At 70.5% G+C, this 11,913-nt stretch carries 13 protein-coding genes; 3 read left to right on the top strand and 10 right to left on the bottom strand.

What is annotated here, in order from left to right; genetic code table 11:
* Positions 1–957 precede the first annotated feature (957 nt).
* Positions 958–1,839: a patatin family protein gene (locus RWK90_RS09350; protein WP_314037064.1), complete on the bottom strand. Its 882-nt coding sequence runs from the start codon at positions 1,837–1,839 to the stop codon at positions 958–960.
* 102 nt (positions 1,840–1,941) lie between these two features.
* Here RWK90_RS09350 and RWK90_RS09345 point away from each other — a divergent pair, with 102 nt between their 5' ends.
* Both RWK90_RS09345 and add read left to right on the top strand, forming a co-directional pair.
* Entirely contained in the window at positions 1,942–3,411 is a 1,470-nt protein-coding gene (locus RWK90_RS09345; protein WP_314037062.1) for an alanine/glycine:cation symporter family protein, read from the top strand.
* Positions 3,408–4,451: an adenosine deaminase gene (gene add, locus RWK90_RS09340; RefSeq protein WP_314037060.1), complete on the top strand. Its 1,044-nt coding sequence runs from the start codon at positions 3,408–3,410 to the stop codon at positions 4,449–4,451. The genes RWK90_RS09345 and add overlap by 4 nt, the downstream gene beginning before the upstream one ends.
* Before the next feature lie 6 nt (positions 4,452–4,457).
* Here add and RWK90_RS09335 read toward each other — a convergent pair whose 3' ends face one another.
* From RWK90_RS09335 to RWK90_RS09310, 6 genes are all read right to left on the bottom strand, one after another.
* The gene (locus RWK90_RS09335; RefSeq protein WP_396230307.1) at positions 4,458–4,850 is read right to left on the bottom strand and encodes a hypothetical protein; all 393 of its coding nucleotides are present in this window, start codon (positions 4,848–4,850) and stop codon (positions 4,458–4,460) included.
* A gap of 53 nt (positions 4,851–4,903) precedes the next feature.
* Positions 4,904–5,926, bottom strand: coding sequence for an LLM class flavin-dependent oxidoreductase (locus RWK90_RS09330; protein ID WP_314037058.1), 1,023 nt, complete (start codon positions 5,924–5,926; stop codon positions 4,904–4,906).
* A gap of 5 nt (positions 5,927–5,931) precedes the next feature.
* Entirely contained in the window at positions 5,932–7,536 is a 1,605-nt protein-coding gene (locus tag RWK90_RS09325) for an AMP-binding protein (RefSeq protein WP_314037056.1), read from the bottom strand.
* A gap of 91 nt (positions 7,537–7,627) precedes the next feature.
* Positions 7,628–7,858, bottom strand: coding sequence for a hypothetical protein (locus tag RWK90_RS09320; RefSeq protein WP_314037054.1), 231 nt, complete (start codon positions 7,856–7,858; stop codon positions 7,628–7,630).
* A 1-nt stretch (position 7,859) separates the two neighbouring features.
* The gene (locus RWK90_RS09315; protein ID WP_314037052.1) at positions 7,860–8,837 is read right to left on the bottom strand and encodes a WXG100 family type VII secretion target; all 978 of its coding nucleotides are present in this window, start codon (positions 8,835–8,837) and stop codon (positions 7,860–7,862) included.
* Positions 8,834–9,142: a hypothetical protein gene (locus tag RWK90_RS09310; RefSeq protein WP_314037050.1), complete on the bottom strand. Its 309-nt coding sequence runs from the start codon at positions 9,140–9,142 to the stop codon at positions 8,834–8,836. Before RWK90_RS09310 ends, RWK90_RS09315 begins: the two co-directional genes overlap by 4 nt.
* Before the next feature lie 208 nt (positions 9,143–9,350).
* Between RWK90_RS09310 and RWK90_RS09305 the strand changes: the two genes are divergently transcribed.
* On the top strand, positions 9,351–10,409 hold the full coding sequence (locus RWK90_RS09305) for an NAD(P)-dependent alcohol dehydrogenase (protein WP_314037048.1): 1,059 nt from the start codon (positions 9,351–9,353) through the stop codon (positions 10,407–10,409).
* A gap of 343 nt (positions 10,410–10,752) precedes the next feature.
* On the opposite strand, the gene RWK90_RS09300 is transcribed toward RWK90_RS09305, so the two are convergent.
* From RWK90_RS09300 to RWK90_RS09295, 3 genes are read right to left on the bottom strand one after another with little or no spacing between them, the layout of a single operon-like run.
* The gene (locus RWK90_RS09300; RefSeq protein ID WP_314037046.1) at positions 10,753–10,983 is read right to left on the bottom strand and encodes a hypothetical protein; all 231 of its coding nucleotides are present in this window, start codon (positions 10,981–10,983) and stop codon (positions 10,753–10,755) included.
* 1 nt (position 10,984) lies between these two features.
* Positions 10,985–11,146: a glycine zipper domain-containing protein gene (locus RWK90_RS17370; RefSeq protein WP_396230293.1), complete on the bottom strand. Its 162-nt coding sequence runs from the start codon at positions 11,144–11,146 to the stop codon at positions 10,985–10,987.
* An 8-nt stretch (positions 11,147–11,154) separates the two neighbouring features.
* Complete coding sequence (locus tag RWK90_RS09295; RefSeq protein ID WP_314037044.1) at positions 11,155–11,703, bottom strand: WXG100 family type VII secretion target; 549 nt, start codon at positions 11,701–11,703, stop codon at positions 11,155–11,157.
* Positions 11,704–11,913: the final 210 nt, after the last annotated feature.

Raw genomic sequence — 11,913 nt, 5'->3', positions numbered from 1 at the left:
TCGGCCAGGCACGCCTGCAGCAGCTGGTAGCACGCCACCAGGCGCCCGGCGGCGGCGCGGTTCTCCGCCGCCCACCCCTGGTGCGCCGCCGCCCGCAACCCCACCAACACCGAAGCGCTACCGGAGGTGGGGTCGGCAGCGCCACCGGCCGCCTCGCCAGATCGACCTGCCATGCCCCCACCCCCCTTGTCGGTGCGCCTCGCCCGCGCGGCCCCCGGCCGCACATCGTGTCGAATACGTGTTCTATTCTACGCACGAGTGTTCGCCACCACAAGGGCTACGCCGAAGACGACCTGGAGTCGCAAAGCGCGAAACTCAGTGGCCGCGCGCGGAACCCTCGAGGATGCGGGCGCCGCTACGCCTGGAGCCGCAATGCAAGCTGAGCGAAACTCCTCGTGCGTGGCCATTTCCTCATGATCGCCGGAGTGCGCAGGTGGCCGCCTTGCAATTTCCTTAGTACCGCCGAGAGGGCCGGGCGATTGACGATTTCGCGGTGGCGCCACGCCTGTGGCGGTCGTAGCTTCTTGTGGTGTAGCCCACAGACAGTGGGTACGTCACGTCGAAAGGACACGACATGGATACGGGCTCCTTCTCTGACTTCTGGGCCGGCCTCGCAACAGGTTCCGGCGACCTCGTTCCCGCGCCGTTCGGCTCGGCCGCGATCGATGGCCTGCTCCGTCTGCCCGCGTACGTTCTCACCACACTCGCCGGCGGCNGGGCTCCTTCTCTGACTTCTGGGCCGGCCTCGCAACAGGTTCCGGCGACCTCGTTCCCGCGCCGTTCGGCTCGGCCGCGATCGATGGCCTGCTCCGTCTGCCCGCGTACGTTCTCACCACACTCGCCGGCGGCGCCGCGCTCTTCGGCTCCTGACCCCACCTACTTCCCGCGTCGCCGCGGTCGTGCCCTGAACGCGACCGCGGCGACGCGCATTTCCGCGTCCGCCGGGATCCGCACGGCTCAGAGTCCGCAGAACTCCAGCCACGTGTCGACCTCACGGCGGGCCTGTTCACGCCCGAGGACGTACGCCTCGGCGAGACGGTCGACCCGGCGCTCATAGCTCCTGATGAGCACCCGATCCGGACGAAAAACCAGCGCGTCGCCGGACTCCTCCAGGGCCTCGATCTCGTCGAGGGTCTCGTTGTACAGCGCCCACCGGTGCAGGAGCGCCTCCCCCACCGCGGGGAATCGCCGGAAGTACGAACGGTAGAACGGGGTCAACCGGCGCGGCGGGATCTTCCGGTACCCCTTCGGCTGGGTGAGCACGACGAGGAACTTCTCGTACCCGGCATCGCGCGCCGCCGAGAGCGGGATCCCCCCGTCATGGCCCAGGGCCCCGTCGACGTAGTACTCGCCGTCGATCAGCACGGGCGGCATCCACACCGGCATGGTCGACGAGGACCGCACCATCCGCATGAGATCGGCCATCGTGTCGACGTCGTCCTCGGTCCAGAAGACCGTCTCGCCGTCAGAGCAGCGAAACGTGCCGATACGGGCGGCGGTGCCACTGGACTCGAACGCCTCGAAGTCGTACGGCAGGATCTGGTCCGGAAGGCCGGCCTGCTCGTAGATGTACTCAGCGTTGAACAGGCCCTTGCCGCGGGCGAAGCTGCGCCAGTCGCCGAAGTTCGGGTCGGCAGCCATCTCCACGAAGCTCTTCCGGGCGCGGACGGCGTCGCGGGAGAGGTAGTTCGCCAGATGAGACGCCCCGGCCGAGATCCCCGCGGCGAGGCCCGTGTGGATACCCGCCTCGATCAGGGTCTCTACGACCCCGGCCGTGTGAACGGCCCGCATGCCACCGCCCTCGAAGAGCAGCGCGACGTCCGGGGCGGTCGGTTCCACCGTCGTGCCCGTTCCGCCATGCGTGTGTCTCGGTCCCGCATCAGTCACTCTCCCAGCCTAGGAGGTCAGGTGACGGGGCGGTCCATCCGTTAGTGTCGACCCGTGACCCAACTCACCGAGCTCGTCGCAAGTGTCAACGACGTCTACTGGTACGGCGTCATCGCCCTGCTGGTGATCGCCGGCCTGTACTTCTCCGTGACCACCCTGATCGTGCAGATCCGGCTGTTCCCGGAGATGCTGCGGACCATCACGGAGAAGCCGTCCGACATCGATGAGGGCAAGAAGGGCATCTCCGCCTTCCGGGCCTTCACCATCTCGGCGGCGTCCCGGGTCGGCACCGGCAACGTCGCGGGTGTGGCCATCGCCATCACCGTCGGCGGCCCGGGCGCGGTGTTCTGGATGTGGCTCATCGCGATCATCGGTGGCGCCACCGCGTTCATCGAGTCGACTCTCGCGCAGCTGTACAAGATTAAGGGCAAGGACTCGTACATCGGCGGGCCGGCCTACTACATCCGCGACGGCCTCGGCTGGAAGCGCGTGGCGGTGGCGTTCGCGGTGATCATCACCGTCACCTACGGCTTCGTGTTCAACGCGGTCCAGGCCAATTCCATCTCCGAGTCGGTCCGCAACCAGTTCGACCTCGAGGGCACCGGGGCCGGCATCGCCATCGGCGTGGCGCTGGCGGTCGTGACGGGCCTCGTCATCTTCGGTGGCGTCCGGCGCCTGTCCGCGGTCACCGAGATCCTGGTCCCGTTGATGGCCGCGGCCTACGTCGTCGTCGCCCTCATCGTCGTCGCGATCAACATCACCGAGGTCCCCGACATGATCGGCCTCATCGTGGGCCACGCGCTCGGGTTCCGCGAGATCGCCGGCGCCACCATCGGCGCGGCGATCATGCAGGGTATGCGCCGCGGCCTCTTCTCCAACGAGGCCGGCATGGGCTCGGTCCCCAACGCCGCGGCGACCGCATCGGTCTCCCACCCCGTCAAGCAGGGCCTGGTCCAGTCGCTCGGCGTGTACTTCGACACCCTCGTCGTCTGCTCGGCGACCGCGTTCATCATCCTGCTCGCCGACCCCGAATTCGGCGGCGACCGCGAGGGCATCTCGCTCACCCAGGACTCGCTGGCCTCGCAGGTCGGCGACTGGGGCGTGCCGTTCCTCACCGTGGTGATCTTCTTCCTCGCGTTCTCGTCGATCCTCGGCAACTCGTACTACGGCGAGGCCAACATCAACTTCCTGCGCGACAGCCCCCGGGCGATCAACATCTTCCGCGCGCTCGTCCTGCTCGCGGTGGTCGGCGGTGCGCTCGGCTCGGTGGACCTCGTGTGGGGCCTGGCGGACCTGTTCATGGGCTTCATGGCCACCATCAACCTCATCGCTATCATCCCGCTCGGTGGGCTCGCTGTGGCCCTGCTGCGCCATTACCTCCAGCAAAAGGTGAAGGGTCACAACCCGGTGTTCCACCGCGACGACCTGCCTCGGGCGAAGAACATCACGGCCTGGGACGGCTCCGACCCCATCACCCACCAGCACATCGCCGACGAGGCCCGCGAGGTCAAGGCCCAGGAATGAGCGACGCCGCCCGCCGCGCCGACCTCCGCCGCAGCGTCACCGCGCTGCCCAAGGCGCACCTGCACGTCCACCTCGAGGCGGCGATGCGCGAGGCGACCCTGCGGCAGTGGTGCGCCGAGGACGGGCTGGAGGTTCCGCCGCTGGTCGACTACCCGGATTTCACGCGGTTCCTCGACGCGTACGGCCTGCTCATCGGTCTCCTGCGCACCCCGGAACGGGTCGAGCGGCTGCTCGACGAGGTCATCGCCGATGCCGCCGCGCAGGGCGTCGTGGCGCTCGAGTTCGCCTCGATCCCCGAGAAGGCCGTGGCGTTCGGTTCGGCCGAGGAGGCCCTCGAGTTCCAGCTGCCCGTCATGGCCGAGGCGGGGCGGCGTCACGGTGTGTGGACCGGGGCGATCGTGAGCATCGACCGCGGTGCCGGGCCGGATCACGCCGTGGAGGCGGCCCGGTTGGCCGCGCGGTTCGCCGACCGGGGCGTCGTGGCGGTGGGGTTGGTCGCCGACGAGCGGGACAGTTCAGTCGCCGCGGCGGCGGAGGCGTTCGCGATCGCGCGCGACGCGGGCCTCGGCGTGGTGCCGCACTCCGGTGAGCTGGGCGGTCCTGACGAGGTACGGGCGGCCGTCGAGCTGGGCGTGGACCGGATCCAACACGGCGTGCGCGCGGTGGAGGACCCTCGTGTCCTCGAGCTGCTCGCCGAGCGGGGCACGTGCCTCGACGTGTGTCCCACGTCGAACGTCGTGCTGGGCGTGAGCCCCTCGCTCGAGGAGCATCCCCTGCCCGCGCTGCTCGCGGCCGGCGTGCGGTGCTCGATCGGCGCGGACGACCCGCTGCTGTTCGGAGTGGACGTGGTGGACGAATACGTGGCCGCCCACGAGCGGATGGGCGTGCCCGAGGGGCTGCTCGTCAAGGTCGCGCGGACGTCGATCGAGTCGTCTTTCGCGCCGGCCGACGTCTCGCGCGACGCCCTCGCGCGCATCAGCGCGTGGGAGGACGGGGCGGCATGGGAGGACGGGGCCGCGTGGGAGAAGCGCGAGGCGTAGGTCGCGTCAGGCGCCGCGGCGGATGCGGTCGGCGGCGACGATCATCGGCACCTGCAGGGGCAGCCGTCCCCACGCGATGACCTGGTACGGCCACACGGGCTTGCGGCGCCAGGCGCGGATCATCTGCAGGTTGCCGGGGAAGACGCCGACGAACAGTGCGGTCGCGGCGGCGCCGCCCAGCCGACGCGTGCGCGGGACGGCGAGCAGGCTGGCGACCGCGAGCTCCGCGACGCCCGAACCGTACGTCCACGCGCGGCGGCTGCCGGGCAGCTCCGGCGGGATGAGCCCGTCGAACGGCCGCGGTGTGACGAAGTGCAGCACCCCCATCGCGGCGAGGGCGGTGGGCATCGCCCAGTAGCCGACGGTCCGGGAGCGGGCGGACAGGGGGCGGGCGGACAGGGAGCGGGCGGGCGCGGTGCTCATCAGCCGAGACTACGGGCGCGGCCGCGCGCTCACCGGATCTCCGGCAGGACGCGCTCGCCGATGAGCCGCAGCGATTCCCACCCGACCTCGAGGGGGATGCCGCCGCACAGCGGGTGGTTGGTGATGAGCCGCAGGTCGCCGTCGCGCACGAGCCGGACGAGTTGGTCGGGGGGCGCCACGACGTAGACGCCCTCCTCGCGGAGCTCGTCGACGGTGCGGGCGTCGGAGTGGACGAAGGAGCTGCGCGTCCCGGGGGCTCGCGCGCCGGGCCGCGCGCCGCCGGGTTGCCACGCGCGGTAGCCCTCGGCGTCGGCGAGCAGGTGGTGGCCGTGGCGCGCCCAGAACTCGTCGGGGTCGTCGGCGCAGAACACCGTGGCGGGGCCGGGTACGGGGGCGACGACGAGGCCCGGCCGGTGCCCGTGGGCGAGGCATTCCGCCCGGTAGAGCGCGGTGAGCTCGGGATCGTCGAGCTGCGGCTGGTAGTGCATGCCGAGACGCCCGGCCCGCCGTGCGGCCGCGCCCCCGCCACCGAGGAAGATCAGGGGGTGGGGAGCGGAGAACGGTCTCGGGGTGGGCGAGGACCGCGGGGAGCCGTCCACCGGGACGTCGCCGACGGCCTCGCCCCGCCATGCGGCGAGCATCGTCTGCAGCTGCGCGTCGAGACGGGCGCCGCGGTTGCGCCAGTCGCGGGAGTGCAGGGCGTACTCGACGGGCCGGTAGCCGAGGCCGAACGTGAAGCTCACCCGTCCGGAGGCGATGTGGTCGAGCACCGAGATGTCCTCCGCCAGGCGGACAGGGTCGTACAGCGGCGCGATGATCGCCCAGACCGTGATGGGGATCCGGCTCGTGACCGCCGCGACCGCCGACGCCGCGATGAGCGGCGACGGCAGGTAGCCGTCCTCCGAGGCGTGGTGCTCGGACAGGTTGACCGCGTCGTGGCCGCTCTCCTCGGCGTACCGGGCCATCTCGAGGGCCGCCCGGTACCGGTCCCGGCGCTCCTCGGGGCCGGCGCCGGGCGCGCGGAAGTCGAACCGGGTGACGACGTGGACCATGCGGCCTACACGCCCGCCCCGGCGAGCTCCGAGTACGCGGTGCCCCGCTCGGCGCGCTCCCACCAGGTGTCCGTGCCCTCGGTGGCGGCCCCCACGCCCTGCCGGATGAGCTCGCGCTTGAGGATCTTGTTGGTGGCCGTGGTCGGCAGTTCCGAGGCGATCCGCACCCACCGCGGCCACGCCTTGGGCGAGAGGTCCGGCTGCGCGGCGAGGAACTCCTCCAGCCCGGCCGGGTCGAGCGTCGAGTCGTGGCGCGGGACGATCGCCGCGGCGAGCTGGTCGCCCACCCCGCGCGGGTCGGGCAGACCGTAGACCGCGACCCGGGACACCGCCGGGTGGCGGAGCAGGATCTCCTCGACGATGCCGGTGGCCATGTTCTCGCCGTCGACGCGCAGCCAGTCCCCGCTGCGGCCGGCCATGTAGATGAAGCCGTCCGCGTCGCGGTAGGCCAGGTCGCCCGACCAGTACATCCCGTCCCTCATCCGGTCCGAGGTCGACTTGTCGTCGTTGTAGTAGCCGGCGAAGAACCCCGCCCCTTCGGTGTTGACGAGTTCGCCCACACACTCGTCGAGGTTGACCACCTTGCCGTCGTCGTCGTAGACCGCGCGCGGACACTCCCGGCCGGTGACGGGGTCGTACACGGCGACCCCCGGGAACGGCACCCCGATCGACTCGAGCGGCGACTCCTCGGTCCGCGTGATGATGATCGCCAGTTCCGTGGAGCCGTAGGCGTCCCAGACGCGGCAGCCGAAGCGCTCGGCGAACGCCGGGATGTCCTTGGCGGCCGCCTCGTTGCCGAAGGCCGCGCGCAGGGTGGTCTGCGCGTCGTCCGGGCGCGCCGGGGTGTCGAGGATGTAGGCCAGCGGCTTGCCGACGTAGTTCATGTAGGTGACGCCGTAGCGGCGGATGTCGTCGCCGAAGCGGGACGCGCTGAAGCGGCGGGCCAGCGCCATGGTCGCGCCCGCCGCGATGGCCGGGGAGAAGCCGCCCATGATGGCGTTGGAGTGGAACAGCGGCATGGACAGATACGCGACGTCGTCCGGGGTCAGGCCGAAGTTCTGGGCGAGGTTCTCGCCGGACATCGTCACGGTGAAGTTGCCGACCTGCACCGCCTTCGGGTCGCCCGAGGTGCCGGAGGTGAAGATGAGCATGAACGGGTCCATCGCCTCGGCCGGGGGCGGGTCCTGCGGCGCCGACGAGGCCGCCACCAGGGCCACCCACTCGTCGGAGTCGGTGTCGATCACGCTGACCTGCCCCAGGTCGAGGCCGTCCAGCAGGTGCTTGAGCTCGGAGTCGGTGAGGATGACCTGGCACTCGGACTTGCGGATGTCACGGGCGAGGCCTTCGCCGCGACGGGTGGCGTTGAGGCCGACGGTGACGTAACCGCCCGCCGCTCCGGCCGCCAGCGCGTAGAGCATCTCCGGCGTGTTCTCCAGCAGCGTCGCGACGTGGAGGGGGCGGTCGGGGTCCAGCATCGCGGTGACCGCGCCCGCCCGTGCGTCGGCGCCGGCGAGGTAGTCGCGCCAGGTGATCGAGGTGTCCTCGTAGCGGATCGCGATGGAGTCCGAGTCGGCGTGGCGGCGGAGTTGTTCGCGGACGGTGTCAGCCATGTGGGTTTTCCTTCACAGACGTGAGTGTGATCTGGATCATAGACACGTGGGCTGACGTCCGTCAGGGGTTACCGACGGACGGGAGTTCGTCTCAGCGCCAGCCGAGAAACGCCATCCCGAACACCGTCACCACCCAGACCACAGCGCAGAGGATGACCGTCTCCTTGACATACCCGTTGTTCCAGGACTGGGCGAACAAGCGCTTGAACTCCGCCCAGCGACCCGCCCAATAACCTGGTTCGGGTTCGAGGGCGGGGTACTCGTATGCGCCCTCCCGGTCCCGCTGCGGCTCGTGGTGCTCGTCGTAATGTCGCATGGTCATCTCACCTGTTCGCATGGTCATCGGATAATTTCTCGTGCACCAGATCGCCCGTCTTCTGACCCAGGTAGGTCCCCACTGCGGCACCTATCCCCGCCCCGATGAACGTGCCCAGCGGCCCGAACATCGTCCCGGCAACCGCGCCGGCCGCAGCCCCGCCGAGCATCCCGCCTCCGAGCGCCCCAGTTGTCTCCGCCACCGCCTCCGCGGTCGACGTCTTGCCCTCGGCATGCGCCTTCAGTCCGTCGTACACCGTGAGTCCGCCACCTAACGGGCCGGCGACCTTTCCGAGCAACCGAAGTCCGGTGGCTGCCGGTCGCCCGAATTCATCGGGGGCGGGGTTCCTCACGTGCCTGCCCCGGGTCGCCGGATCCAACTCGTCAGCCCGCTTCGGCAGCGCTTCGGACATCGCGCCCGTCATGGCGTCCACGCCTCGGCCCGGCCACGGATCGTCCGGGCCGGGGATGGGCGAGCGGTCGACCGCCGGCGGGATCGCGTAGTGGAGTGCGCCCGCGATCTCGTCGATCTCCCTCGCGTAGTGCTCGTCGAGCGAACGCACCGTCTCGATCGCGCCACTGATCGCCTCGGCGTGAAGGTCCAGAGTCGCCTGATCCGAGTCGCCGCGGCGTTCGGCCCAGGTCAGCGAGTCGCCGATTACCCGAAGGCCGACAGCCTCCGCGTCGGCGAGCCGGTCCTGCAGCGTCGCGAGCGCGGAGCGCAGCGCTTCGGCGGCCCGCCGCAACGCGTCCTCGAGGTCCTCGAGTCCCATCGCGAGCGCCGCGACGTGCCTCTTCTCGTTCTCCACCGCATCGAGAACCGCGTCGGCGGACTGTCCCACCCACCCCTCGTCCAGCAGCCCGGCCCCGTCCTCCAGAACCCGGCGGGCCCCGTCGGCCGCGGACACCCTCTCCGACACCGTCTCTCCCGCCGCCAGAAGCGCCCCGGGGTTCCACCGGACGAGGTCCCCCACCGCGTGACTCATCGCCCGGCCACCGAACCGAGTAGGGCCGCGAACTCCTCATCGGAGGCCTCCAGAAACCGGTGCGCCTCGTGCGCGAAGTCCGCCAGGCCACCGAGCCGCCCGGCACTCCGCGAGGCGCACACCGCTGCCGCGCCGCAGGCCCGGTCCAGAGCCTGCGCGATCGCCGACCCTCCGGGCAGACCCTCCCCCACGTTCGCGGCGACCTCGTCGAACGCGATGCGCCCGGCCATCTCCCCGGCGTCGCGGAACACGGAGACCGCCCCGGCGATCCTCGGGGCATCCGCCCTGATCGTCCCGTCGGGCACCTGAACTCCTCGTCGTCGTCGTCGTAACCTCGTCGTTCTCACATCTCGGCCGCCCAGCGGCCGTCACCCAGTACGACGGGCCGGGCGCGCAAGACGGTTCCCACGAGTTCTCACGTCGATCCTCGCGCCTCTCATCTGGGCAGACGACCTGCTCCGCGCCGGATCGCTACTGTGGCGCCAGCCCTGCCCTCGATCTACGGGAGACCACATGGACGTCGCCGCCGTCACCGCCGTCGCACCCGACGCGCCGCTGGAGAAGACCACCATCCGCCGCCGCGACACCGGGGCCGAGGACGTGCTCATCGAGATCGAGTTCGCCGGCATCTGCCACTCGGACATCCACCACGCGCGCGGCGAATGGGGGCGCACTCTCTACCCGGTGACGACGGGCCACGAGATCGTGGGAATCGTCCGTGAGGTCGGATCCGCGGTGACCCGGCACAAGGTCGGCGACCGCGTGGGCGTCGGCTGCCTGGTCGGCGCCTGCCACCAGTGCTCCGCCTGCGAGGCCGGCCAGGAGCAGGAGTGCGAGGTCGGGGCCACCGCGACCTACGGCTCCCCGCTCCCCGAGGGCGACCCGGAGGGCCCTGTCACCAACGGCGGCTATTCCACGCACATCGTGGTGGAGGAACGCATGGTCGTCTCCGTCCCCGAGGGCCTCGACCCGGCCGCCGCCGCGCCGCTGCTGTGCGCCGGGATCACCATGTACTCGCCCCTGCGGCAATGGAACGTCGGCCCCGGCACGAAGGTCGCCGTGATCGGCATGGGCGGGCTCGGGCACGTGGGCGTGCAGCTCGCCGTGGCCATGGGCGCCGAGGTCACCGTGCTGTCCCAGAGCACCTCCAAGCGCGACGACTCGCTGAAGTTCGGCGCCGTGGAGCACTACGCGACCGCCGGCAACGAGGGCAAAGAGAACCTGCGCGCGCTCCGGGGCAGCTTTGACGTCATCCTCAACACCGTCTCCGCCAACCTGCCCCTGGACCGTTGCCTGGCCATGCTCAAGCCCCGCGGCGCCATGGTGGAGATCGGCATCCCGAGCGAGCCGATGTCCCTGCGGGCGGGATCGGTGACCGGCGGCCGCAAGATCCTCACCGGCTCGATGATCGGCGGTATCCCCGAGACGCAGGAGATGCTGGACTTCTGCGCCGAGCACGGGATCACCGCACAGATCGAACTCATCTCGGCCGATCAGATCAACGAGGCCTGGGACCGCGTGGTGAGCTCCGACGTGCGCTACCGGTTCGTGATCGACGCCAAGACGTTCTGATCTAGGCTGGCCTGGTTCGACGACCGAGCTACGGTTCACGAGCCGGGTCCATTCCTGGCGGCGCCGGTCTTCGTCACGAGACTCCACTGTCAGTCCCACCCAAGCGCGCTCCAGACGATGCCGATAATGACCATCAGCATTCCTATGACGACGCCTTCCTTGGTGCCATGCTCATGCCATGAGCGGGCGAAAAGTCGTTTGAACTCCGCCCACCGACCGGCCCAATACCCGGGTTCCGGTTCAAGAGCCGGGTGCTCGTACGCGCCTTCCCGGCCGCGGGGCGGTTCGGATAGCCCGTCCTCGAGGTGCTGGCGGCGCCGGTCTTCGTCACGAGACCCCACTGTCAGTTCCACCCGAACAGCGGGCCACCGACGATGCCGATGAGGATGATCAGTAGCCCGAGGATGACACCCTCCCTGGCACCGTGGTGCTTCCACGAACGCGCGGCGAGGCGCTTGAACTCCGCCCACTGCCCGGCCCAATATCCGGGTTCCGGTTCAAGAGCCGGGTGCTCGTACGCACCTATCCGATCAGGACGCGGCTCGGACAGCTCGTCCTCGTATCGCTCCGCCATCTCATCGCTCCGTTCGTTCGTCGAAGAACTCCTCGTGCACCGCATCGCCCGCCCGCTGCCCCAGGTAGGTCCCGACGGCAGCGCCGATACCTGCACCGATGAAGGTGCCCACCGGCCCGAAGAAGGATCCCGCCGCAGCCCCGGCCGCAAACCCGCAGGCCATGCCTCCGGTCAGCGCGGAGCCGGTCTCGATGACCGCCTCGCGAGTAGACGTCTTCCCCCCGCATGGGCTCGGACGCCGTCGTACACCGTAAGCCCGCCTCCGGCCGCACCGGCGACCCTTCCGAACCATCGCAACCCGCTACTCGCCGCGCGCCCGAAGTCATCGGGCGCCGGGTTGCGCGTGTGTCTGCCCCTGGTGGCCGGGTCGAGTTCGTCAGCACGAGCCGGGTATCCCCCAGACATCGCTCCCGTGATCGCGTCCACGCCGCGGCCGGGACACGGGTCGTCCGGGCCCAGAGCGGCGTGCGCCCTCGCCAGCGCGTCAGCCAGGTCCTCAAGCCCGTCTGCCAAGCGGGTGACGTGGGCCTTCTCGCTCTCCACGGCGCCCAGAACCGCATCCGCCGCCCGGCCATCCCAGCCCTCGTCGAGCGCCTCGCCGCCGCTGACGAGGCCTCGGCGTGCCTCCGCCGCCTCCCCCACCCGGGAAGTGACGGCGTCAGCAGCACCCGTCAGAGCGGCGACCTCCCACCGCCGGACATCCCCGACCGAGTAGCTCATCGCCCGGCCCTCGCGAACTTCCCGTTGTGCGCTCTGATCGCCCTGTCCGGCACACCGAACTCCTCGTCGTCGTCGACCCGGGCGCGCTGTCCGTCGCCCCTACCCCCGCGCCCGTCTCCGGGCGCCGTCACCCCTTTCGACGGACCGGGCGCACCAAACGGTTCCCTCGTGTCGTACCCGTGGTGTCTACTCAGGATGTGGAAGGGGCGC

This window comes from Dietzia sp. CH92, assembly GCF_032248695.1.
Classification (GTDB): Bacteria; Actinomycetota; Actinomycetes; order Mycobacteriales; family Mycobacteriaceae; genus Dietzia.
Note: the sequence above shows the minus strand (reverse complement) of the source record. Positions and strands in the feature narration are given on the sequence as shown.

Bases quoted from the DNA above. Each gene is read 5' to 3' on its own strand.
- add (WP_314037060.1), top strand. From the start codon at position 3,408: ATGAGCGACGCCGCCCGCCGCGCCGACCTCCGCCGCAGCGTCACCGCG.
- RWK90_RS09330 (WP_314037058.1), bottom strand. From the start codon at position 5,926: ATGGTCCACGTCGTCACCCGGTTCGACTTCCGCGCGCCCGGCGCCGGC.
- RWK90_RS09325 (WP_314037056.1), bottom strand. From the start codon at position 7,536: ATGGCTGACACCGTCCGCGAACAACTCCGCCGCCACGCCGACTCGGAC.
- RWK90_RS09320 (WP_314037054.1), bottom strand. From the start codon at position 7,858: ATGACCATGCGACATTACGACGAGCACCACGAGCCGCAGCGGGACCGG.
- RWK90_RS09315 (WP_314037052.1), bottom strand. From the start codon at position 8,837: ATGAGTCACGCGGTGGGGGACCTCGTCCGGTGGAACCCCGGGGCGCTT.
- RWK90_RS09305 (WP_314037048.1), top strand. From the start codon at position 9,351: ATGGACGTCGCCGCCGTCACCGCCGTCGCACCCGACGCGCCGCTGGAG.
- RWK90_RS09300 (WP_314037046.1), bottom strand. From the start codon at position 10,983: ATGGCGGAGCGATACGAGGACGAGCTGTCCGAGCCGCGTCCTGATCGG.
- RWK90_RS17370 (WP_396230293.1), bottom strand. From the start codon at position 11,146: ATGGCCTGCGGGTTTGCGGCCGGGGCTGCGGCGGGATCCTTCTTCGGG.
- RWK90_RS09295 (WP_314037044.1), bottom strand. From the start codon at position 11,703: ATGAGCTACTCGGTCGGGGATGTCCGGCGGTGGGAGGTCGCCGCTCTG.